A 24,053-nucleotide genomic window follows, 5' to 3' on the forward strand; every position below is an offset into this window, starting at 1 on the left:
AAAAGGATTTCCCGTGAAACGATCGTTTATCAGAGAAATATTGGAAGTTATCGGCAGCGATACGGTATCGTTTGCGGGGGGTCTTCCGGATGAGAGTCTGTTTCCGATTGAAGCACTGCAAAAGGCTTCACATGAAGTGTTCGCTACTCCCGGAGCACTGCAATATTCGATCTCTTCGGGCATTCCGTCCCTTCGTGACAAACTTGCATCCTACTACACAGCTATGGGGATGGAAACAAAAAGCGAAAATATTTTAATCACAACCGGTGCGCAACAAGCACTCGATTTGATCAGTCGAATCTATTTTACCTCCGGTGTCGTTGTTGAAGCTCCTGCCTATCTTGGGGCGCTTAACGCTTTCAGTGCGAACGGCTGCGCGCTCCATCCCGTCCCGTTAAAAGAGACCGGGCCGGATATTCATCTCTTCGAAGAGAGATTTAAACAAACCAAGAGAGCCTATCTGATGTGTGATTTCCAAAATCCGACCGGCATCAGCTACAGCGATGAGGATCGGCAAGAACTTGCACGAATAGCCGTCAAACATAATGGGATCATCATCGAAGACGGAGCCTATATGGAACTTTTTTTCAACGAGCGCCTTGCTCCGATGTCACTGTATGCTCCGAATCATACCCTCCATGTCGGCTCATTTTCAAAAACGCTTGCGCCGGGGCTTCGGCTGGGATGGATCAGAGGGGACGTAAAACTGTTACAGCCTATTATAGCGCTGAAGGAGCGCTCGGATTTACATACCTCGACCCTATCACAGCTTTTGGCGGAACGTTTTTGGGAAAGCGGTTTCTTTGGAAAACACTTACGTAAAATTCGTGCCGCATACAGACATAAATGCGATGCACTTGCCGATGAGCTTACGTATCAATTAAGCGATTTTTGCTTTATAAAACCCAAAGGAGGGATGTTCATCTACGGCTCCTTTCCCGAGGATATCGATGCAAAAGAACTCGCATTGCAGTGCTTGAAAAACGGAGCGGTTTTCGTTCCCGGAGGAGAGTTTTATCCCGATGCTCCGGTTAGCTCAGAAGCCCGTTTTAATTTCACGAACACGACACCCGAAGAGATGCGTCGGGGTATCGAAATCATCGCCCAAGCCTATAAAATCTATAAAGATCAAAGAGAAAACACCAATGCATGAGATCAAATTCCCGTTTTTAGAACATATCGGGGGGAAACTTATCCGCTACGAACAAGGGAGTGCAGAAGTTGAACTTTCAACGATGCCCTATCATCTTCAACATTTAGGATTTATCCATGGAGGAGTCATATCAACGCTGATGGATAATACCGGATGGTATGCCGCTGTTTCCAACCTTTGTGAAGGGCTGACCTCGGTGACGATGGAGATCAAAATCAATTATCTCAAACCGGCATCAGGAAAACATTTACGTGCGGTAGGCAATGTCATTCGTCAGGGAAAAAAGACTTCATTTGTTAAAATCGAACTCTATGACGAACAAAACCTCGTCGCATTCGCAACGGGAACCTATGCGGTTTTAGAGGAGAAAAGTTAACACCGTGTTGAGAGCAGTTTATTCAATCCGTCCGCAAACGCTCGAACGGTTTTTTCGCCGATGGCAGAGGGGCCGCCGGTAATCTCTCCGTTATTACGCAACTCTTCCATCAGATTACGCATCGCTAGAAGGTGCTTGATGTTATTCTCATCGTAAATCGTTCCGCGCGGATCAAGCCCTACCGCCCCCTTCGTCACAATACGATCGGCTAAAGGGATATCGGCGGTAATGACCAAATCATCACTTTCACACAGCTCGGTAATACGGTGATCGGCTTCATCGGGACCTTGCGCTACTACCTCCATCGAAACATGATGGACATCCGGAATACCGATTCGCTTGTTGGCGATAAAAACTGTGGTGATTTTCCGCTTCAACACAGCGCGAAGCAATATCTCTTTTAGGGCGTTCGGAAACGCATCGGCATCAACGAGAATTTTCATAGTGTTCCAATTTTTTCAAATTCATAATTTCTTAAAACTGCCAAAGCAGACTCGTCATATAGCCCGTATCTCGCTTATCGACACCGACTGCAGGGCGGCTGTCGTAGAGATATTTTGCACTCAGACTTAAATTGAGTTGCCCGACAATGGGCAAGATCAATTCGAGCGTCTGCGATGACACATAATCGGACGCATCATCTGTTTTTGGCTGATAATACCCGATATAGTTCAATTTCGATGCACTCATAAAGCTTTTGGTGTACGCGATATAGCTGTTGATACGACTATTGTCTTCATCCGTATTGAGTTCGGGATGCGTATAATCGATCTTTTCGAAAAACCCTCCGATGCCGGCATACCCTTTCCCCAAATCATCCGAATTTAAAAAACGCCAGCGTACCCCGGCTCCGGCAAGAGAACGCTCATTGATATCTTTAAATTTGTCTTGTTCCGACTGCAAAAAAAGTTCCCATGTCCACGCAGCGTTCTGCTCCAATGCGTGAATGTAGCGTAAGTGGGCATAGATTTTGTCTTCGTTTTTCGTCCCGTTGGATTTACCGTAATCATACGTAAAAATCCCCCATGCCAGATAATCGTACCCTTGATCGTATTGCACACGCATCCCGAGAGAATATTCATCTTTTTGGGTATTACCGCTTTTTGAACTGAGTGATCCGGAAACATTTCCGCTCAATCCGGGATTCGATCCGATGTCCACCGGTGCAATGCTTACCAGAGCAAAAAGGGATGTCGAAATAAACAAGGAGAGGATAAGAATAATACGCACTAAAATACCTTTGCCGTAATTTTTTTGGAATTATACCCTTAGGGCGTATATTTTTATCCAACCCTTTCCCTTTGAAACGTTAGAAAAAGAGGAGAAAGTGTTAGAGTGTTTTCTCCTATAATATTACAAAAAATAATTACCTTTAACAGAATACATTTATTCAGAAGGATTCATAATGGTTATTACTAATCTCGACAATGATGAGTATACTAACGATTTTATCTCCATCGACCTATCCAACGCTATCAATCCAAACCGTATTTTGGATATCTATGGACGGTTCAATCCCTCAACCAACGAGTATGAATACAGTATACAGGCACAATGGATGGACGATGAGAGTCCTATCCTAAAAATAGATGAAAAACTCTTCCTCGACTTTGCCGAAGCAATCGGAAAAACCGCCAAAAAACTTCTCAATCGCTAAAATGAGCGAATGCGCTGCATTATTGTTTAAGTATATATCCTGTCCCGTAAATATTATCAATCGATAATCTCTCTACTTTGTTCCGTATCCGATTGATTAATTCCCGTATCGTCGAATCACCGATGCTTTTATCTCCCCAAACGGCCTGACGAAGTTCTTCCATCGCAATCGGTGTATTCGGTTTGCTTAAGAAAAGAGCCAAAGCACTCGTCTCATTTTTACTTAATTCGATGATCTGGGTATGCCAATACAATCGATATTCTTCCTCTTCAAGCCGACACTCCGAAAACTGCTCTAGCTGTTGAAATTTTTCACTCTCCTCATACTCTTTTTTCACCCTGGAAACGACCATTATCACGGCAGCAATCAAATCCGCTTCCCTGAAAGGTTTAACTAAAAATCCATAAGGAAACGTTCCTGCCGCCTCCTGCAATGTCTGCGGATCGCTGTAGGCGCTGATATAGATGATCGCGATATTCTCATTGGCAAAACTGCGAGAGAGTTGTATACCGTCTTCTGAACCCTGTATATTGATGTCCAGAATAACGATGTCGATAGGTTTCAGTGCCAAAAGTTTTCGTGCTTCTAAGGCGCTTTTCGCGGTTCCGGCAACATCGTATCCCTGATCTTCAATAATCTCACGGATAAATCGGGACGTTATCGGCTCATCTTCAACGATCAGAAACGTCGGATTCATTCAGAAACTCCAATCTAAAATAGGTACCGTGCCATTTTTTATACACAATTTGCGCTTCCGGCAATTTTTCTGCCAATGAATGTACCAGCATAATCCCGATGCATTTTTTGTTCTGTGCAAATCCCTCAAAGCCGATTCCGTTATCTTTAATCCGAAGGCTGATACGGTCTTTACGCCGCTCACATCGTACGACCAAACGGTTTCCTGTTTCTTCAGCGCTAAAGGCATGTTTAAACACGTTGATCAAGACTTCATTGCATATCAATCCTATGGTAACGGCCGTATCCATGTTCATCTCAAAGGGGTGAAGAATAGAGGTAATTTGAACCGATTCTCCCAACGTATTTCGTCGGCAAAGATCAATAAGCGAACGGAGATAAACCTCTAAATTGACCATGGCAATATCATTGCTTTCATACAGCATCTCATGTATCACCGCCATACTTTGGAGTCTGGCGGTACTGTCATCAATCAACGTATGTACCGCTTCATCATGTGTTCGTCTGCGCTGAAGCCACATCATCGAAATAATGACTTGTAAATTGTTTTTGACCCGATGATGGACCTCTTTGAGAAGAGATTCTTTGGCCGATACGCTTTTATGCAGCTCCTGATTCGCCATATAAAGCTCTATTGTCCTCTCTTGAACTTCTCTCTCAAGTTCATCTTTGGACTTCCGCAATAGATCCGTCAAAACTTTAGCTTTCTCCGCAGCCTCATCTTGAAACCGCTCTTTCTGCAAGCGAATGACATTGATACGATCCGCCAAACCGAAGGAAAGTAAAAGGAGTTCGAAAAATACCCCGATTTGCGTCCCCCATATCGTAAAAAAATTGATCGGTAAAAGCCCGATATTTTTCAACGCCGTCAGTGTCGTACCGACGATCAACAATACCCAAGCAATCAGATAAAATTTGGATGCCCTAACGTTATACCGAAAATAGGCGATCAATCCGACCGATACAAGGCTCAGAGTTGTCACAAATAAGACAATAACCGATAAGATAAGTCCCAGAAAATAATTAATGACCGCGGTAAGAAAAAGGATAGCGATTGAAAAAATTAAAATTCCCGAGAGCACTTTGTCCAGTTTCGGCAGCAAAGCTCTCGTATCCAAGAAAGTTCGGGTAAACACTATCGCCAAAACATGTGCCAAAACGATCAGAAACGGAATGATCGTATTGTTGATTTCAGGAGACTCCGGCCATAAATACCGTAAAGCGACTCCGCTTAGAGCCAAAAGAGCCAAAATATCGGCAATCTGAAAAATAACGTAATAAAAATAGCTCCGTTCGCGGATAGAGAGAAAAAGAAAAAAGTTATACAAGATCATAATGGCTGCCCCGCCGTAAAAAATCCCCAGAAGTGCCGTTTTAGTCACCTCTGAAGCGTAATACTGGTCATCATTCATGAGATAAAGCTGTAAGTCCATCGAACTTTTTGAGCGAATATGAAAATAAAGTGTCTCTTTGCTGTGAGGCTCCATCGTCAGTGTAAAAACAATGTTCTCATCTTTTTTTTCATGCTGTGAGACGCCAATCGAATCGCCGCTGATTTTTTTGCTGTAGGTTCCCTCGGAATTCATTCGATAAAAGCTTACTCTGTCCAGAAGGGGATAATCGAACTTAAGCAACCGTTTAAGGGGATGATTTTGAGGATTTTCTATCGAAAGTTTGATCCAATAATCCGACTGCGTAAGTCCAAATCCGGCAGAACGGCCATCAAGAGGACGAAATCTTTTTTGATTACTGCTCTGTAAAATAGTATTAAGCCCCATCTGCGCGTATTTATCTTCGAGATAAAGATAGTGCTCATGCAAAGGGGAAACCTCTGACTTTGAGATATCAACATACTCATTGGCACAAAGAAAACGGATACATATAAATAAAAGGAGAAAAGGACGCATCCTTATTCGATATCACTCACACATCGCGCATGAGCCTCTTCTTTTTTAGGAGACGTAGCCACCGAACCGAGCTTAAAACCTACCACGAAGGCCTCTTTATCATTCAAAGAATCACCGCTCCAGTAATAGCGGTGCATCACCGGACCGAAAAATTTCATATCAAGTGTTGGACGGGTAAAATCATAATCGACGATACCGAAAAGTTCATCGGTAGTCGGCAAACGCCAACTACGACCGTAAAGAGTAAGATTCTCACACATCTCTTGCGCGTTCTCATACGTATATTTTGCACGTTTATCGGTCGCATCAAGAGAATGCCATACAATGCCGGAATACGGATCAAGCGTCCCCTGAGGTATCAGCCGATAATCACGAACCCGCTTTACTTCCGACTCATTGGTACAGGCTGCGGCAATCTTTTTCCAACCGGGGGAGAGGGTAATATTGCGCTCTTTCGGAAAAAAACTGAACCCTACCGTTGCGATAATACCGCCATCTCCTTCACTTCCTGTACCGACTTCGGTCTTGTCCGAACCGGTTTTTGTGGAAGACCAATAACTAAAACCTTCTCTAAAGGGGAAGTTTTTCGGTAGTGCATAGATTTCCGTAATGCTCATTTGGCGCCAATTTGTTCCCAAATCACGGCAATAATCATGGGCTTGTTCTTGAGAATAAGATTCACTGGAGGAGAGATGAACATCCCCCCATAAAAGAGGGGAAATGAAGAGGAAGAAAAATAGGTTAGCGCGTTTCACAAGAGTCTGCCAGTAATTCGGATCGCAATTTCTCATAAACATCATTGCCTACAAGTTTTTTCACAATAGCCAAACCAAAACAGACTGCCGTTCCCGGGCCGCGAGAGGTCATAATGTTATCGGTTTCGACAACCGAAGCCTCATCGCCTCGAAACCCTCCCACATCGATTTTATTTTCGATACTCGGATAGCAGGTATATCCTTCTTTAAGGACACCTGCCGCCGCAAGGGCATACGGTGCGGCGCAGATTGCACCGATCCCTTTCCCTTTTTTATCCATTGTTTTTAAAAGTGACTGAACACCCGAATCGGAGGCAAGTGTCTTTGTATTACCCCATCCTCCCGGAAGAACAATCATGTCGAGTTCATCGGCACTCAGTCCCGCTATCGGACGATCCGCATGAATGGTAATACCGTGCGCCCCTTCGATCATCAGCGATTCGTTAAGCGATCCTATAATTACCTCAATATCTGCACGACGCAGTACATCGATAATAGCGACCGCTTCGATCTCTTCAAAACCGTTAGCAAGGGGAACAAGAACCCGAGGCATAACAGTTATTTCACTTTTTCCATGTATTCACCCTCAACGGTGTTAACACGGATAATATCACCCTCTAACACGTGATAAGGGACTTGAACAACCGCACCCGTTTCAAGTGTTGCCGGTTTTTTAGAACCGCTAGACGTATCCCCTTTGAAGTTCGGCGGAGTTTCAACGATTTTGAGTTCCATGATTTCCGGTGCTTCGACACTGATCGCGTTGCCGTTATGGAAAATCATTTGAACACTGGTGCCGTCTTTGATCCATTTCATCGCGTCTTCGCATTGATCATAGGTAAGACCGAGTTGTTCGTAGCTTTCGTTATCCATAAACTGAAGCATTTCGCCATCATCATACAAAAACTGCATCGTAGTATGAACCAAATTAGGTACTTCAAATTTATCACCCGCATGGATCGTTTTTTCGATCACTTTTCCGTTCAAAAAGCTCTTTACTTTACAACGGACAAATGCCGCCCCTTTGCCCGGTTTAACGTGTTGGAACTCAACGACTTTGTACGGTACGCCCGTAATCTCCAAACGTACACCTTTTTTGATATCACCCATACCGATAGTTGCCATGAAAAACCTTTTTCTGATCTTGTATTGGGCGAATTTTACCCGAAACTGCGATGAATTTCAAACCCGATGTAACTTATGGTATGATTTAGCCCAATAATTCCTCACGACTCTGTAGGTTTTTAGCTCTATTAAATCCGTTAATGTGTATAATAATCTTATACGATTGATTACAATCACAAATACATTACAAGGAAATCTGTTTATGACACCCCTTTCACGTATTTTCAGTGCATCCCTCCTGATCGGTTCATGCCATCTGATGGGTGCTGGTCTATCGCTCCCTGCGGCGCTGGAAATTTTAGACAATAACAATCTTGAAATCAAAACGGCTGCCCTCGACGTACAGAGCGCCCACAGCGATACATGGATCGCAAAAGGGTACAACTTCGGATCACTCGATTTGACCCAAAACTTTGTACGTTCCAATGATGCGGGAAATGTATTCGGATTTAAGCTCAGCTCCCGCCAAGCTGATTTCGGGGATTTCGGATTTAATGAATTTTTAGCACCGATGGGACAAGCGCTTCTCGGTGCAAGTGCTGGTGCATTAACACCATCAGATGTTCAAAGTATGAATTCTATTCTCAAAATTCAACCCAAAGACCTTAACTACCCGGGCTACCAAAACTTCTACCAAACTAAACTTACCTACATGCTCCCTATCTTCACCGGCGGCAAACTGAGTGCCTACGGCGATATAAGCGAAAAAATGGAGCAGATCAAAAAGCTCGACTCCGATCAGATGAAAACCGAAAAACGGTACGAATTACGTAAAAGCTATTACGACATGGCACTTCTTCAACACTCCATCGACCAAATGAAAACCATTCATAAAAACATTTCGACACTCGAACGCACCACACAAATGATGCTCCAAGAGGGGTACGCCAAAAAAGTCGATCTTCTTGAAGTGGAAGCGAAAAAAGCGAACGTCGAGCGAAGCCTCACCGAAATGGAGGCCAATAAAAAACTCCTCTACCATTACCTCAGTTTTTTACTTAATGAAACCGTCACCGAAATCGAACTTCCCGCTTCCGACTACCCTGCTTCGCTCATCAGCGAAGACGATGTACTCGCCAGCAATACCGATCTCAAAAAAGCCCGTGAGGGGCTGGAAATTCGTGACCGTATGGTCGATCTCGCGTACGCTCCGTTTCTCCCGCAAATCGGTGCTTTTGCCGAAGCAAGCAGTGCCGATGACACTTTTTTAGGTAATTTTAACGACCATAAAGCCTATACCATCGGTGCAAAACTCAGCTGGAACCTCTTTAACGGTGCGGTAGACAAAAACTCTCTTGAAAAAGCCCGAATCGAAAAGATCAAAACAACGACCCAAGTGGAACTCGCTAAAAAAGGGATTGCGCTCCAATACGACAAAATCCGCACCGAAATCGATAGCCTAAACTCTCAAGTCAAAAGCTTGGAAAAAGAGCTGGAACTCGCCGAAACAATCTATAATAACTATGAAGGGCGCTATCACGAGCACCTCGCATCGATGAGCGACGTTATCATCAAGCAGTCCCAGCAGATCGAAAAAATCCTCAATCTTCAGATGGTTAAAAATCAACGCAATGAGCGAATTTTCGCTCTAGAAAAACTTAGTAACGGAGTCAAATAATGAAATTTTTCCTCACCTCACTCGCCCTAGCTTCAACCCTCAGCGCCACAGGCCTCAGCCTCTCGGGAAGCGTTATCAGCGATAACCAAAAAATGATCACCAGCCGCAATATGGGATTCGTCACCAGTGTCAACGTCTCGGAAGGGTCTCGTGTCAGCCGCGGGCAGTTGTTATACAGCATCGATTCCAAAGAGATCGATTCAGCAAAAACCCAAGTGGAACTTGGAATTGCCCAAGCCGAACTCTCCCTTCAAATGTACCAAAACCAATACGCCAATCTGGAACTCAATTTAGAGCGTAACAAACGCCTTTTGGCACAGGATATGGTCAGCAAATTTGAAGTTGAGAACCTCGAGCTCTCTAAAAAGAATTTGCACAATATGATCTCTATCGGCGAACGCCAAGTCAACCAAGCCAAAGCCCGCCTTCAAGAAGTTAACAACCAATACAACTATCTTCGTGTAACCGCACCCAACAGCGGTGTCGTTATCGCCAAAAACATCAAAGTGGGAGAGATGGCGATGCCGGGGATGCCGGCAATCGTCCTATCCGATTTAAACGCCCTTAAAATCGAAGTGGAAGTGGCTGAAAACAATCTCCAACTCGTCCCGATGGGTAAACGGGTCAAAGTATCCATCCCCTCGGTCGGATATACCGGAATCGGAAAGGTCAGTGCTATTATCCCAAGTTCTAACCCTATGACCCATTCATTTAGAATTAAAGTATCGTTCAGTGCAAAACAGACCGTCTATCCCGGAATGTACGCAACTGTTGATATCGAATAGGAATCACAATGGACGCTCCACACTCTTACCAACCTACCGATTCTGCGGGAAAACTCGCGAAGGGGTTTTTACGTAATCCTCTGACCCCGATCCTCGGAATTTTTCTCCTTGTTATCGGGTATATGGCATTGATACTTATGCCTCGTGAAGAGAACCCGCAAATGGTCGTCAGCGGTTCAACGGTCATTATCGCCCTCCCAGGAGCGACCGCCAGCGAAGTCGAAAATGTTATTGTCAAACCGCTTGAGCGCAAACTCAAAGAGGTCAAAGGAATTGAACATATCCATGGCATGGCAATGGACAACGTAGCCGTACTCAATGCCGCCTTTTTTATCGGTGAAGCCAAAGAGGACTCCAACCTCAAAATCTACGATAAAATCATGCAAAACATGAGTATTCTCCCAAAGGGGGCGATGCAGCCGATCATCAAACCGCTGGATATTGATGTCGATATTCCCATCGTATCGGTCGCGTTTTATTCCAACAATCCGAAGATGGATCCTACCCTTTTGTATGACCATGTCAAAGAAATTCAACACCATATCAACGGTTTACCCAATGTCGCCGTAACCGATATCAAGGGGGCCAAAAAACACCAGTACAACGTATTGGTGGATATGAACCGTCTTGCGGGGTATAACCTCTCTTTGGGGCAAATCGTTATGGCTACCCAATCGCTGGCGTATAACGTCCCTGAGATCAAAGGGAAAACCCAAGCCAACGAAATCGTCATGATCGGAGTTCGAAACGCTATCGACAGTGTCGACGATGTCGGAAATATCATCGTTGCCCAATACGGCGGCTCAGCAATCTATCTGCGTGATGTCGCGACCATCAGTGCCGGGCAGGATATCCAAAATTTCAAATCGGCACTCGTCAGTGTCAAAGGTGAAAACGGAAAATTCTCACCCCTCAAAGATCAAATCACCCTCACCGTCTCCAAGCTTCAAGGGACCAATGCCGTTATCATAGCCGAAGCGGTCAAAACGGAACTCGAGAAATACAAAGAGCAGATGAAAAGAGATGGGATCAACTACGTCATCACCCGAAATGACGGTGAGCGTGCCAATGAAGCGGTGAATGAACTTGTTTTCCACCTCCTCCTTTCGATCGTCATTATTGCTATTTTGCTCGTCTTTGTATTGGGCTGGCGAGAATCGCTGATCGTCACCTTTACCGTTCCGGCAATTTTGGCAATCACCCTCTTTATCGCCTACCTGACGGGGCAAACGATCAATCGGATCACCCTTTTTGCCTTTTTGCTGAGCCTTGGATTATTGGTGGATGCGGCGATTATCGTGATTGAGAATATTCATCGCCATTTCCACGCCCCGGGTGCGGCGGACAGAGATGCCGATGAACTGATGATCGAAGCAACCGATGAGATCGGAGCACCGACCAATATCGCGACCCTTGCCATCATCCTTACGATGGTTCCGATGGCGTTTGTAGGTCAGATGATGGGACAGTTTATGAAACCGATCCCCGCCAACGTCCCCGTAGCGCTTGTGGCATCGTTGTTTGTCGCCTATATTTTTACCCCTTATTTGGCAATACGGTTGCTTAAAAAACCCGAACACCACGGAGATTCTCACTAATGTATAAAAAATTTGAAAACTATCTGCTTCTGATGCTCAACACCCCTTCCAAGAAAAAAAAGGTCTTATGGGGAACGCTCATTGCATTTATTATCGCCGTTGCCTTTATCCCGACCAAACTTGTTTTGGCCAAAATGCTTCCGGGCAAAAATAATGACACCTACAGTATCTACATAGATTTGGCCAACGGCAGTTCGATTGAACAAACCCGACAAGTTAGCGAATGTGTCGTCGGAATTTTGCAAAACGAAAAAGAGGCATTGGATACCGAAGTATTTTTAGGAAGCGGTTCGCCGCTTGATTTTGCCGGACTGATTAAAGGGAGCCATTTCAAAAACAACGAAAATGTTGCCGAAGTGGTGGTCAATCTGACTAAAAAACATCATCGTGACGAACCATCGTACATGATGGTACAGCGTCTACGTCCGATTATCCAAAAAGAGTGCGGCAATCTCTATTCCCAAACCAATATCAAATTTGTTGAGCCTCCTGCCGGTCCTCCGACCATGGCGGCAATCGTTGCAGAAATCTACGGGAATAAAGCCGAAGGGATCCGTCATCTGAGTGAACGGGTTGAGGGGGGTTTCCATAAAACAAACGGACTTGTCGATATCGATATTATGCAAGATGAGATTTACAATAAATTTGAAGTGCGTGTCAACACCGATAAAATCACCAAATCGGGATTGGATGTCAAACACGTCAATGATATTTTGTATCTTGCGTTCGAGGGGATGGGAATTGCCGTCAAAAATTCCCAAAGTGCAACCGATCAAATCCCTATTTTCCTGACATTATCGCCTGAGGGGAAAAAATTTGCCTCCCGTGACAAAACAGCGATTGAGATGAAACTCTCAAGCCTCAAACTCCTCAATCAAATGGGGATGATGGTTCCGATCACCGAAATCGTCGATATCGTTCCGGTGAAGTCCAATCCGATGATTATGACCAAAGATCTCCACCAGATGTCCAATGTCGTAGCCGAAACCGATATGGTCTCACAGGTATACCCTTTGATGGCGGCACGCAATGTGATTCTCGATACCTTCAGTGATGAATATGAGATTACCAAAACCGGATTGTTCAATCTCCAACTTGTCGATAAAAAAACCAAAGAGGTGTATGAGCTTAAATGGGACGGCGAGATGAAAGTAACGTTGGATACCTTCGTCGATCTCGGCGGTGCGTTTATCGCGGCACTGATATTGATTTTTCTCCTGATGGTTGTCTATTACAAAAGTTTCGTCATTAGCGGAATTGTTTTATTAGGGAGTTTTCTCTCGATCATCGGGGTTATTTTCGGTCACTTTATTATGAATATCTTTACCGCCGATACGTTCTTTCTGACAGCAACGTCATTGATTGGATTCATCGCCTTGATCGGAATCAGTTCACGCAACTCGCTTCTGTTAATCGACTTTACCAAATCGTTGATGCTGGATAAAGGGATGCCTAAAAAAGAGGCGATCGCCTACGCGACCGCTACCCGTGCTAAGCCCATTTTCCTCACTGCAGCTGCGATTATACTTGCCTCAACCCTCTTAGCCAGTGATGCCGTTTTCGGAGGGCTTGGAGTTTCGCTGATTTTTGGTACAATAGCAGCAGTCATCGCGTCGCTCATTGTTGTTCCTGTTCTTATCGACAATTCCGATTTAGAACGTCATTTTAATTTTCATGAGCGTGAAGCGGTATCCATAATGGAGCCATAAAGTAAATGTCCACTTTTGTACCGATTACCGTCGTCTCTCAAAATGTAGTACAAGATTTAAAAAAAGCTGCACTGGAACAGAGAGTTCCGGTTGATGCGCTGGATTTCGATTTATTCTCGTATGAAACCTATTTCAAAGAAACGACGGATGAAGAGTGGCAACGCCTTAGAGAGAGCGACCTCCTCTCTCAAACCACCGAAATAGAAGTACGCTCTCCCCATTTTCTCCTCCGCCAAGAGTATCAAATCCATATCCGGTTGCAAAAACCCCACCCTTACCTCAATCTTAATTTTACGATTGCAACCGATAAAACCAAAAGCAAAGTGATTGTCATCATTGATCCAACCTCAAAGATTCCCCTTAAAAAAGGGATTCAGGAGTGGATCAAAGAGGCTATTATCCGTAAAATGCTTCGACATGGTCTCCTTATCGGTCTTTATGATCAAGGGCTCGATCGTGAAATCAACCGCCTTATCATTAAAATACAGAAAGAGGGACCCCTCGCATTTTTGTATCGCTTAACGATCGGCGAATTTTTTCTCCCGATTCTTCCGATCAATGACAAAGTGATCCTCCATTACAAAGAGGCAAACAAAACCAACAGTCTTATCGAAGGGGTCTCCCCCGGAGATTTGATTCTCGAATATATTCTTCCGAAATACGGTCGTGACGGCCGTGCCTGTACCGGAGAGCATATAGCCGTTCCTGACCCGTCCACAAAATACGCAAACTACATTGTGATTGATCCCGAAACCGTCCGAAGTGAACAAGATGAAGAGAGTATCCGCTTTTTTGCTTCCGTTTCAGGATTTGTTGAACGAAAACAAGGGATCATTTTTATTTCGCAAGAGCTTCAAATCGAATCGGCTAGTTTCAAAAAAACCGGTTCGATCGAAACCGGATTAGACAAAGATGTATCGCTGAAAATCAATAAAAAAATTTCCAGTGAAGATGCCGTCGGGATGGGAGTAAATATCGACGTTCTAAAGCTCGATGTAAGCGGAACCATTGGAAGTAACTCCAAAATCCAGGCATGTGAAGTCAATATCGGTGCACAAACGCATAAACGATCCCAGATCAATGTTTCAGAGATTGCAAATATTCATCTCCATCGCGGCAATCTTAAAGCCAAAGAGGCAAATATTACCATTTTAGAAGCAGGGAAAGTGGAAGCCGATATCATCCGTATCCAGAAAATGATGGGAGGGGAGATTATCGCACGTGAAATTCACATCGATACCCTTTATTCCAATGCCCGTGTAATTGCGCTTGAATCGATAACCATCCAAAATATTGAAGGGGATGGCAATAACCTGATTATTGATCCCCATGCCATTGAGAGTTATCATGACAAAATTACAGAGTTAGAGATAACTATACGGGATAAAACGTCCCGTTTGCAGATAGAGAGTAAAGAGTTTATTGCTCGAAAACTCACACTTAAAGAAAAAAGTGCCCGTATCAAGGAAATCCAAGAACGGGTTCTGGTGAAACAAAAAAAAGGGGAACTCCCTTTAAAAGCCGATCTTGTCAGATTGCAACAATACAAAGCTGAATCCGAATCTCTTCATGAATTTGCCGAGAAACTCAAAGAGGTAGAAACCGATATCCAACTTATCGGAGAAAAACTGGAGCAACTCTACGAAGCCGATCTTCACGCTATCATTACCCACTACGGAGTCTATAACGGACATAGCCGGATACTCTTTATAGACCCGAAAACTCATCAGGAGCATAGTATTTCTCCTGAAGGAAAAGTGACCAAAGTCCGGTTAAAAAAAGAGAATGATGAGAAGAAATTTCAATTGGAATCGTAAGCCATTCCTTTTGGATTGATCATTAATCAGACAAAACGATAAATATTAGTCATAAAATAAGATTAGATGATCAAAATTTAATCATTATTCCTTCCTCATTCCCACCTATTGCTTCTTATACTGTCACTGTTATTTAACCTAACTCTTTATTTCGCAGGAACCACGATGCAACGCAACCACCTCATCAACTATATGTCCGATGTTCAAAATTTTGAAAAGAACATGAGTACCCTATCGGGTAAGTGGGATTTACTTACTCTACTAGGCTCGATGTCCAATATCGGCATGGATACGAGTGAAACACGAAAAGCTTTTGAGGACTTGCTTGATGAGCCTCTGTTGCGCCTTATTGAAGAGACCTTTAACAAAAGTCTCAATGAACTCGAGTCCAAAGCACAGACGGCAATCGATATCCTGATCCGCAACCTTTTCGAACGTACCGCCGATATCGGATTCCTCGCAACGGACGATGATATTCGCGATTATCTCCTCTTTTTACACTCTGCCGATATGTCGGCATCCGAAGAGATGCGCGAAATCAAAATCAAGAAAAAAGAGGCTCTTACCGGACGTTTTAGAGAATATGTCGCTAAATACAGTGTTTATGAAAATATTATCCTTCTCGATACCAAAGGAAAAGTGCTCGTACAGCTCGATAGTGCCAATCCGATCACCCACTCTAAAGATCCTCTGATTCAAGAGTCCCTGCATACGTATCAAGGATATGTCGAAACCTTTTCTTCCAGCGATCTGACGCACCAAAAACCTTCGCTCATCTACTCTTACCGTGTCAGCAACCCCGAAACCGAAGAGCCGTTGGGGGTACTGTGCCTTATTTTTCGGTTTGAAAATGAACTTCAAAGCATTTTTCGAAAACTGACCCGTGAAAATCCGTATATTGCACTGGAACTTCTCAGCCCCGACGGAGACGTTATCGCTTCATCATCCGCACACCACGTGCCGGTAGGGTCCTATTTGTCTCCGCGCAATAATGCCGATCATCAAACCTACTATGCCGGATTCGAATATCTTTACCAAGCGGTAAAAACGACTGGGTATCAAGGGTATAACGGGACGGGATGGATCGGACATGCGATGGTCCCTTTACATCTGGCATTTCGTTCCTCGTCACGCCCTTCGTTTCTTAAAAACGAGCTCTTTGATTCAGTCGCGAACGCCAAAGTCTACTATCCGCAAGAGCTCAAAGATATTTTGGAAAAAGCGAAAAAAATCCAAAGCGAACTCGATATTACCGTCTGGAACGGTAATGTCCAAATCGCCAATGCGATCGGTCACGAAAGCCCATTTACCAAAGCCCTCCTCTCTGAAATATCGAAAACCGGAGAAGAGACCAAGAGGGTTTTTGATCATACCGTTGCCAATCTCAATTCGGCCATGATGGTGCAGTATCTTGAAGATTTAAAATTTCAATCCTCTCTTGCTATCGACATCATGGACCGTAACCTGTATGAACGGGCGAATGATTGCCGCTGGTGGGCTTTGACGACAACCTTTCGGGAGTGTTTATCCCATATCAATGTCAGCGAAGAGTATCGTGAAAAGATGAACTCCATATTGGGATACATCAACAACCTCTATACCGTTTACAGCGCTATGTTCATTTACGATCGTGAGGGGACCATCGTATCGGTTTCGAATCCGTCCGATAATGGTATCATCGGAAAAAAAGTGGGATATTCATGGGCAATGGAGACCCTGGATCTCAAAACGACTCAAGAGTATGTGGTATCGACATTCGAACCGAGTCCTTATTATTCCGGCCGTTCAACCTATGTCTATAATGCCTGTATCCGTAATTTTAACGAAGAAAATGTCGGCGGAATCGGGATTGTCTTTGATGCCGAGTCTCAGTTTGAAGCAATGCTGAACGATACGCTCCCGAAAGACGAACACCATGAGATCCCGGAGGGGATGTTTGCCCTTTTTATCGATCGCAGCGGCCGTGTCATCTCTACCACTACCGCTCTAATCCGTGTAGGAGATGTGCTTAATCTCCCGGTAAGTGTTTTGGAACTCACACCGGGGCAAAGCGATGCGCAAATCATCCCTTTCGGGGGGGTCTATTACGCACTCGGAGCAACCTGCTCCAACGGGTACCGCGAATACAAACAAAGCGACGGGTACGACAATGACATTATTGCCCTCCTCTACCGTCCTATCGGAGAAGTTCAAGCGATTGAAGCTGAGACTCCGCTCCAACGGGTCTATACCTATCCAAAAGCGAACGGAACCGAAGAGACATCCGAAATTTCAACCTTTTTCGTCGGCGGATCGCTTTTTGCGGTCGAATCTAAAAATGTCGTCTGTTCACTCGCCCATCAAGAGCTTACCTCGATACTCCACGCAAGCGAATACAATCTGGGGGTCATCAGTTATGACAAACGGATGGTAAGTGTTATTTCCCTAGCCAAATTGCTCGGTATGGAGAAAAAATACGACAAAGAGAGCGATACCATCATCCTCGTCAAAGCGGTTATCGAAAAGCAGGTTGTCTATCTCGGATTTGCCGTCGATGCAATCTACAGCAGCCCAGAGATTCCGCTTCGCTCGATCAGTCAATACAGCAATGTCTTGAAAAATGAAAATTCATTGACCAAAGCCGTTATTATCCCAGACAATGCCGAAGATTTCGGAAACTAAATGATCTCGATCCTCGACATACCCAAAATCTATGGACAGCTGATCCAGCCATACGCTCGCCCCTTGCATAAAGTGATGGCATAACACTCTTTTCGGAGGCCTTCTTGCCTCCTATAGATCGCTTTATATCCTTCAAACTGCTCATAAATACGTTCATCCCACGGTAATATCCCATGTTGGTTATTTTTTAATCATATATAAATTACTTTTTGATCATATTGTTGACTATAATTATTTCAGACAAAAAAATCTTAAAAGGAGACGCTATGAAATTTGGCGCTTTAAAAAAAGAGGGACACTGGCCGACACTGCTCGCCGCATTCCTCTATTTTGACTTTAGTTTTATGATGTGGACGATGTTGGGGCCTCTTGCTACCGAGATCAACGAGTCTTTAACCTCTAGAGGCTTTGCGATGAATGACGATCAGACCGCTACTCTTTTGGCAGTTCCGGTACTCGCCGGAGCTATATTACGTCTGGTATTGGGAATATTCGTCGATAAATTTGGTCCGAAAAAGACCGCTTTAGTTTCCCAAAGTATTGTTATCGCTACATTGTTTTATGGGTTCTTCGCGGCAGCGTCGATCACGTATGATCAGTTATTGTGGGTAGCATTAGGACTCGGATTCGCCGGTGCATCGTTTGCCGTAGCACTGCCTCAAGCAGGACAATGGTATCCGCCTCGTCTGCAAGGGACAGTTTTAGGTATTGCGGGTGCCGGGAATATCGGTGTTGTTATCGACTTTTTGTTTGCCCCGAAGATAGCTGAAATTTGGGGATGGCCATCGGTATTTCTCGTCGGAGCCGTATTATCGTTTGTCGTTTTATTCGCCTATATGTTTCTGGCTAAAGATGCTCCCGCATCGGTCTATAAACCCAATCCAAAGAAGCTTGGGGATTACCTGAAACTGCTGCGCGATCGCGATACCTGGTGGTTTAATCTCTTTTACGCAGTGAGCTTCGGCGGATTTATCGGCTTTGCCAATTACATGAAAGTCTATTTGATGAACACCTACCAAGCGGATATGTCAACGTTTGGGATTAACGTCATGGAGGAGGGAAACGTGAAAGTCATTGCAGGCTATTTCGGAGCACTGTGTATCTTTGCCGGTGCCTTGCTGCGTCCAGTCGGAGGAGCCATTGCCGATAAAATGGGGGGGATTAAATCACTTTATGTGTTTTACGGTAGTATCATCGTTTTAGCACTGATCAGTGCGTTCGTCAGCTTGCCGTTTTGGGCAGCAATTCTTGTAATGTTTCTCATTATGGCGAATCTGGGAATGGCTAACGGCTCAGTATTTCAGCTCGTACCGCAGCGTTTCGGTAAAGATATCGGTGTTATGACGGGTCTGATCGGTATGGCCGGAGGTCTAGGCGGAACGGCTCTGATCAAAACTTTCGGTTGGTCACAAAGTGCATTTGATGGCTATGCTGCGGGATTTGTGATCTTTGCAGTGATGACGGTGATCGCCCTATCGGGAATCAGTTTAGTCAAAACCCGTTGGCGTACGACATGGGGTGCGGTTTCGGGGGCACGGATATAATGCGTCATCCTGAACTTGATTCAGGATCTAAGATTGCGGATCAAGTCCGCAATGACAGAACTTTGCCTTCCTTCGCGGGAATGACGATGCTATAAAGGTTCATTCTATGCTTAAAGTCCAATCTTCCGAATTCATCCTCCCCAAAGACACCACCACAGGTGATGACGCTTGTGCCTACAGCATTATTGACAATGCTCTTCTGGTGAGCGTGTTGTGCGATGGAGTCGGAAGTGCGGCACGCGGAGGGACTGCCTCACGCCAGTGCGTCAAATTTTTCATCGATCAGTTCAAAAACCGCCCAAAGGCTTGGGATATCCCCAAAACGATGGAAGTATTTACCCGCCATATCAACAGCCTCCTCTTTAAAGAATCCATGACCCAATACGGAAAAATCGAGCTTCTCACGACATTATGTCTCGCAGTCATCGAGGGTGAAACGCTCTACACTCTCAATCTCGGTGATTCTCGCATCTATATCCAAAAAAACAATGGGGAGCTTCGCCGTCTCAGCACCGATCATACCTTGGACGATAAATATATGTCCCATGTTTTAACTCTCGCGTGCGGACTGAATGAAAACATCGATCCCATTATCCTCACGACCCCTTTATCGGTAGGCGATACTCTGATACTGTGCAGTGACGGAGTCTATACGCTGCTGGAGGAGTCTGAATTTAACGACATGATCAAAAAAAGACTAGGAGCGCGTACAATTATCCATTACACCGCCCAAAATTGTGAAGCGATCAATCGGGATGATATGAGTCTCCAAATTTTTTATATTGAATCGCTTGACCCGCTTTATGCGATTAAAAACACCCCCCTTCTGATACCCGAAACCCTGAGTGAAGGGGAAATCATCGATGGATATACCCTTGTATCTGCGATGATGGAACACAAACGGATTTGGAAAGTTGTCAAAGATTCCGAATTCTGTGTCATGAAATTTCCCCTCAGCGACGATGAGGAATCGCTCGATGCCTTCGTCCGAGAAGCATGGTATGCTAAACAGATTACCCATAAAGCATTCGGGCATGCGTGGATTCCGAGCGGGCGCAGTATGCGTTATTATCTCATGGAATTGGTAGAGGGGATAAATCTGCGAGAGTATCTCAAAAATCGCCCTTTGTCCGTCGATAATGGCGTTGAACTCGGTAAATTTCTCCACCGAGCAGAAGCGCATCTGCTGCATCTCGGGCTCGTTCACGGCGATATCAAACCTGAGAATATCATCGTATACCAACGCGAGGGGGAAGCCGGAGTAGATTTTAAAATGGTCGATTTCGGCTCTATCGTCGAAATTTTTTCGCTCAATAATCGTGCCGGAACCCCTACTTATCTTGCACCGGAGCGTTTTAACGAAAGTGTTATCAATGAAGCTACGGAGATATTTTCCATAGGGGTGACCCTCTATTGGGCACTTACCGCTCAATTTCCCTACGGTGAGATCGAACCGTTCCAAACCCCGACATTCAAGATACCAAAACGCCCCTCTAAGCTCAATAACACTATTCCCTTATGGCTCGATTCCGTGATTATGCGCTCCATTGCGGTTAATCCACAACTGCGCTATCGCCACTACTCAGAGCTTTTTTATGATCTTAAAGCACCCGAAAAAGTAAAACCGTTTTTTTCAGGATCTACCCCTTTGATTGAACGCTCCCCGGTAACTTTTTATAAAATCGGATTTATAATTCTGTTATTATTAGAGATGATTACATTTTATCTGTATGTTACCAAATAAAGGTTTTTAATGCTCTCTTCCGCCTGCCAAGATACGATTCGAGCCGCCGTATGGCTCTCTACCCAACCAAAAGGAGAGTTTCATCGGATTCAAGAGATCAGTGAAGCGCTGGAACTGCCGTTTCATTTTATGGCAAAATCACTCCAAAAACTCGTTCGTGCCGGAATACTAATCTCGCAGCGCGGCGCGACTGGAGGCGTTTCCCTCTCCCGTGAAGCTTCCGACATTACCCTTTTCTCCATCATCGAAGCAGTTGATGGAACAACCTTTTTTGATGCGTGTGTGTTGGGAATCGGAGACTGCGAAGCCGAAAAGCCCTGTGCCCTCCACGCTCAATGGGATGTATGGCGTCAAGAGATGCTCGAAATGTACTCTGCCATGCGGTTGAGTGAAATCACGGAAGATGTACTCCATAGAAAAATCAAACGTATTTAACACATTGCCATCCTCTCTATCTACTCGGTTAATGGAGCCATTACACTTATCTCGATCAATAAGAATCTTATTTTGTATTATTAGCAATAAATTGATTAAAAAATAAACAAAAAATTGTTTTTATCTCTTCTGTTTTACACTATTATTTTTTAAAGATAAAAAAGTCTGAATAAGTGACTTCAAGGAAACGACATGAATGGGAAACTCTATTTAATCGGTTGCGGACCCGGCGATGCTGACTTGTTGACCCTCAAGGCCCTCAAAAGCATTGAAAAACTCGATATTGCCCTTATCGATCATCTGTTAACTCAAGAGATAATTGATTTGATCCCCTCTTCCGCTAAAATAATTTTCGTTGGAAAAGAAAAAGGGAAACACAGTTTTCCGCAAGAGCAAATCAATACGATGATCAGTGAGTATGCACTGCAAGGATACACGGTAGGACGTCTCAAATGCGGTGACCCCTACATCTTCGGTCGCGGTACGGAAGAGGCGATATATGCCTCATCCCACGGTATCGAAACAGAGGTAATTCCCGGAATATCTTCGGCTTTTTCAGGACCTCTTTCTGCGGGAATCGCCCCCACTGCCCGTGGAGTAAGTACGGGAGTATCGGTAGTATCGGCTCATCTTTCAGGTGATCGTGTCAACCTCACATGGATCCCTATGCTTGGGGTGGAGGATCATACGACCATAGTTCTTATGGGGGTAAGCCGAACCCGTCAAATCGTCAAAGAGGCATTGGAAAAAGGGATTGGTGCCGCGTTGCCAGTCGCTATCATTTCCAACGCGACCACAGCCATCCAAAGCACCATCATCACAACACTCGGCGAACTCGTCACGGCAGCGAAAGAGGCTCCGAAACCGGCTATTTTAGTCTTCGGGAACGTTGTGAATTTAGCTGAAATACTCCCGAAATATCGCTATGAGCCCAAGGAGGTGTGTTATGACATCACTTGCGAAGGCTAATACGGAACGAAGTGTCAAACGGCACAAAACCGAATCAATAAAGGAGCTGTTTAACGCTGCAGAAGCATGGGAACGACTGATAGGATATGCCTCGAGCGGTTATGCATCCATCCGTGAGGAAGATAAAGATTTCGTCCTCAAAAGCTTCGGGATATTCGACCGACCCGCTACTCCGGAACGGTTTATGATCCGGGTACGGATCGCCGGAGGGGCTTTGAATGTCGAACAGGCGATGGCAGTCGCCTATGTGGCCAAAACGTTCGGACAAGATTACATCGATCTCACCACTCGCCAACAGATCGAGCTGCGCTATATGCGGATCGAAGATATTCCTGAGGCGTTGAAACTGCTCGAAGAGGTCGGACTCACAAGCTATCAGACGGGAGTGGATAATTTTCGTAATATTCTCATCGATCCGCTCGATGCTCTGGCGATGGACAATATTATCCCCTGCACGATGATCATGGAACAAATCCAGTCAATCTTTTTAAAAAATCCCGATTGGATCACCACATTGCCCCGTAAATTCAATATCGGGATTAACGGTTCCCTCTCCAACCGATGCAATATCTTCGGACAAGACTTTGCCCTCTCTCTTGCGCAAAAAGAGGGAATCTACGGATTCAACCTCTACCTGGGAGGACGGGTCGGAAGTTTGGCACACGATGCCGATATGTTCGTCGCTCCCGATGAAGCTGCGAAAGTTTTCGAAGCGGTAGCCACCCTCTTTAAAACCTACGGTTTTCGTGACAACCGCAATAAAAACCGTCTCAAATTTCTGATCGAAGCGGTGGGGATGAGTGAGTTTAGAGCCGCGATTGAAGGGCAACTCGGGCGCTCGATGCCCAAAGCCGGTATCAGTCTTACACAGTTGGAAGGGGGAGATCATTATGGCAAAATTGCTCTCAATAACGGAAATTTCGCCCTCTATGCGGCTATCCCTTCCGGTGTATTTAGCGGAACGGATCTGTTGTATGCGGCAAATATTGCACAAAGCCAAAACGGTGCCATCCGCCTCACCATCGAACAAAACCTCATCATCACCGGAATCAGCAATGAGAGCGAGGCATTAGCTTCCCCTCTCTTTCTCAAATATCCGAACCGTCCCTCACCCTATATGGCGAATCTCATTGCTTGTGCCGGGAGTGAACATTGTCCCTTCGGCGTCATCCCCGGTAAACCCGACGCAATCGATATAGGTGAATATTTGAGTCGTGAAGTTCCGATCGAAGATGCAAAAGTACGTCTTTATTGGTCAGCATGTGTCAAAGGATGCGGGGTTCACGGTGCGGGAGATTTGGGATTTGTCGGATGCAAAGTGCCCCGGAACGGGAAAACGCTCTTAGGGGTGGATATTTTTATCGGGGGAACGCTTAGCGGCACAGGGGGAGAGGCCCATTTGTTGCTAAAAGGGATCGTTCTTGAAGAGGCACGCGAATTTGTCGCCGAGTTGATGCGTCAGTTTCGCGATTTGCGAAATTCAAAAGAGAGTTTGGAACATTTC

General features: G+C 44.9%; 19 protein-coding genes and 1 pseudogene. 13 read left to right on the forward strand and 7 right to left on the reverse strand.

Features of this window, described 5'->3' with window-relative positions; genetic code table 11:
- The first annotated feature begins 13 nt into the window (after positions 1–13).
- Entirely contained in the window at positions 14–1,153 is a 1,140-nt protein-coding gene (locus Q0C19_RS00990; RefSeq protein ID WP_295051871.1) for a PLP-dependent aminotransferase family protein, read from the forward strand.
- Positions 1,146–1,529: a PaaI family thioesterase gene (locus Q0C19_RS00995; protein ID WP_295051874.1), complete on the forward strand. Its 384-nt coding sequence runs from the start codon at positions 1,146–1,148 to the stop codon at positions 1,527–1,529. The genes Q0C19_RS00990 and Q0C19_RS00995 overlap by 8 nt, the downstream gene beginning before the upstream one ends.
- Here the strand turns inward: Q0C19_RS00995 and Q0C19_RS01000 are convergent.
- Entirely contained in the window at positions 1,526–1,972 is a 447-nt protein-coding gene (locus Q0C19_RS01000; protein WP_295051876.1) for a YaiI/YqxD family protein, read from the reverse strand. The two genes, Q0C19_RS00995 and Q0C19_RS01000, sit on opposite strands and share 4 nt — an antisense overlap.
- Positions 1,973–2,003: 31 nt before the next feature.
- Positions 2,004–2,759 carry a DUF481 domain-containing protein gene (locus Q0C19_RS01005; RefSeq protein WP_295051878.1) on the reverse strand — a complete coding sequence of 252 codons (756 nt, stop codon included), beginning with the start codon at positions 2,757–2,759 and terminating at the stop codon, positions 2,004–2,006.
- A gap of 175 nt (positions 2,760–2,934) precedes the next feature.
- Between Q0C19_RS01005 and Q0C19_RS01010 the strand changes: the two genes are divergently transcribed.
- Positions 2,935–3,186: a hypothetical protein gene (locus Q0C19_RS01010; protein ID WP_295051881.1), complete on the forward strand. Its 252-nt coding sequence runs from the start codon at positions 2,935–2,937 to the stop codon at positions 3,184–3,186.
- A 19-nt stretch (positions 3,187–3,205) separates the two neighbouring features.
- On the opposite strand, the gene Q0C19_RS01015 is transcribed toward Q0C19_RS01010, so the two are convergent.
- From Q0C19_RS01015 to efp, 5 genes are all read right to left on the reverse strand, one after another.
- Complete coding sequence (locus tag Q0C19_RS01015) at positions 3,206–3,883, reverse strand: response regulator (RefSeq protein WP_295051883.1); 678 nt, start codon at positions 3,881–3,883, stop codon at positions 3,206–3,208.
- Positions 3,858–5,702, reverse strand: coding sequence for a 7TM diverse intracellular signaling domain-containing protein (locus Q0C19_RS01020; protein ID WP_295051886.1), 1,845 nt, complete (start codon positions 5,700–5,702; stop codon positions 3,858–3,860). Before Q0C19_RS01020 ends, Q0C19_RS01015 begins: the two co-directional genes overlap by 26 nt.
- Positions 5,703–5,791: 89 nt before the next feature.
- Positions 5,792–6,544, reverse strand: coding sequence for a DUF1566 domain-containing protein (locus Q0C19_RS01025; RefSeq protein WP_295051888.1), 753 nt, complete (start codon positions 6,542–6,544; stop codon positions 5,792–5,794).
- Positions 6,531–7,097 carry a DJ-1 family glyoxalase III gene (locus Q0C19_RS01030; protein ID WP_295051890.1) on the reverse strand — a complete coding sequence of 189 codons (567 nt, stop codon included), beginning with the start codon at positions 7,095–7,097 and terminating at the stop codon, positions 6,531–6,533. Before Q0C19_RS01030 ends, Q0C19_RS01025 begins: the two co-directional genes overlap by 14 nt.
- A 5-nt stretch (positions 7,098–7,102) precedes the next feature.
- On the reverse strand, positions 7,103–7,669 hold the full coding sequence (gene efp / locus Q0C19_RS01035; protein WP_294871369.1) for an elongation factor P: 567 nt from the start codon (positions 7,667–7,669) through the stop codon (positions 7,103–7,105).
- Positions 7,670–7,871: 202 nt separating this feature from the next.
- Here efp and Q0C19_RS01040 point away from each other — a divergent pair, with 202 nt between their 5' ends.
- The 10 genes and pseudogenes from Q0C19_RS01040 to Q0C19_RS01085 form a co-directional block, all read left to right on the forward strand.
- Positions 7,872–9,287 carry a TolC family protein gene (locus Q0C19_RS01040; protein ID WP_295051893.1) on the forward strand — a complete coding sequence of 472 codons (1,416 nt, stop codon included), beginning with the start codon at positions 7,872–7,874 and terminating at the stop codon, positions 9,285–9,287.
- Positions 9,287–10,072, forward strand: a complete 786-nt coding sequence (locus Q0C19_RS01045; RefSeq protein ID WP_295051896.1) for an efflux RND transporter periplasmic adaptor subunit — start codon at positions 9,287–9,289, stop codon at positions 10,070–10,072. The genes Q0C19_RS01040 and Q0C19_RS01045 overlap by 1 nt, the downstream gene beginning before the upstream one ends.
- Positions 10,073–10,194: 122 nt before the next feature.
- Positions 10,195–13,379 (forward strand): annotated as a pseudogene (locus tag Q0C19_RS01050) (efflux RND transporter permease subunit).
- A 5-nt stretch (positions 13,380–13,384) separates the two neighbouring features.
- On the forward strand, positions 13,385–15,196 hold the full coding sequence (locus tag Q0C19_RS01055; RefSeq protein ID WP_295051899.1) for a flagellar assembly protein A: 1,812 nt from the start codon (positions 13,385–13,387) through the stop codon (positions 15,194–15,196).
- Between the two features lie 165 nt (positions 15,197–15,361).
- Positions 15,362–17,857, forward strand: coding sequence for a chemotaxis protein CheW (locus tag Q0C19_RS01060; RefSeq protein WP_295051902.1), 2,496 nt, complete (start codon positions 15,362–15,364; stop codon positions 17,855–17,857).
- A gap of 266 nt (positions 17,858–18,123) precedes the next feature.
- Complete coding sequence (locus Q0C19_RS01065) at positions 18,124–19,401, forward strand: nitrate/nitrite transporter (RefSeq protein WP_295051904.1); 1,278 nt, start codon at positions 18,124–18,126, stop codon at positions 19,399–19,401.
- Between the two features lie 106 nt (positions 19,402–19,507).
- Positions 19,508–21,145 (forward strand): bifunctional protein-serine/threonine kinase/phosphatase, encoded by a 1,638-nt coding sequence (locus Q0C19_RS01070; RefSeq protein ID WP_295051907.1) that lies wholly within the window; start codon positions 19,508–19,510, stop codon positions 21,143–21,145.
- A gap of 9 nt (positions 21,146–21,154) precedes the next feature.
- Complete coding sequence (locus Q0C19_RS01075) at positions 21,155–21,580, forward strand: Rrf2 family transcriptional regulator (protein ID WP_295051910.1); 426 nt, start codon at positions 21,155–21,157, stop codon at positions 21,578–21,580.
- 192 nt (positions 21,581–21,772) lie between these two features.
- Complete coding sequence (gene cobA / locus Q0C19_RS01080) at positions 21,773–22,549, forward strand: uroporphyrinogen-III C-methyltransferase (RefSeq protein ID WP_295051912.1); 777 nt, start codon at positions 21,773–21,775, stop codon at positions 22,547–22,549.
- Positions 22,527–24,053 (forward strand): ferredoxin--nitrite reductase (locus Q0C19_RS01085; RefSeq protein ID WP_295051915.1); only part of this gene is annotated, 1,527 nt, incomplete at its 3' end. The genes cobA and Q0C19_RS01085, both read left to right, overlap by 23 nt.

Source organism: Sulfuricurvum sp., from assembly GCF_023250475.1.
Classification (GTDB): Bacteria; Campylobacterota; Campylobacteria; order Campylobacterales; family Sulfurimonadaceae; genus Sulfuricurvum.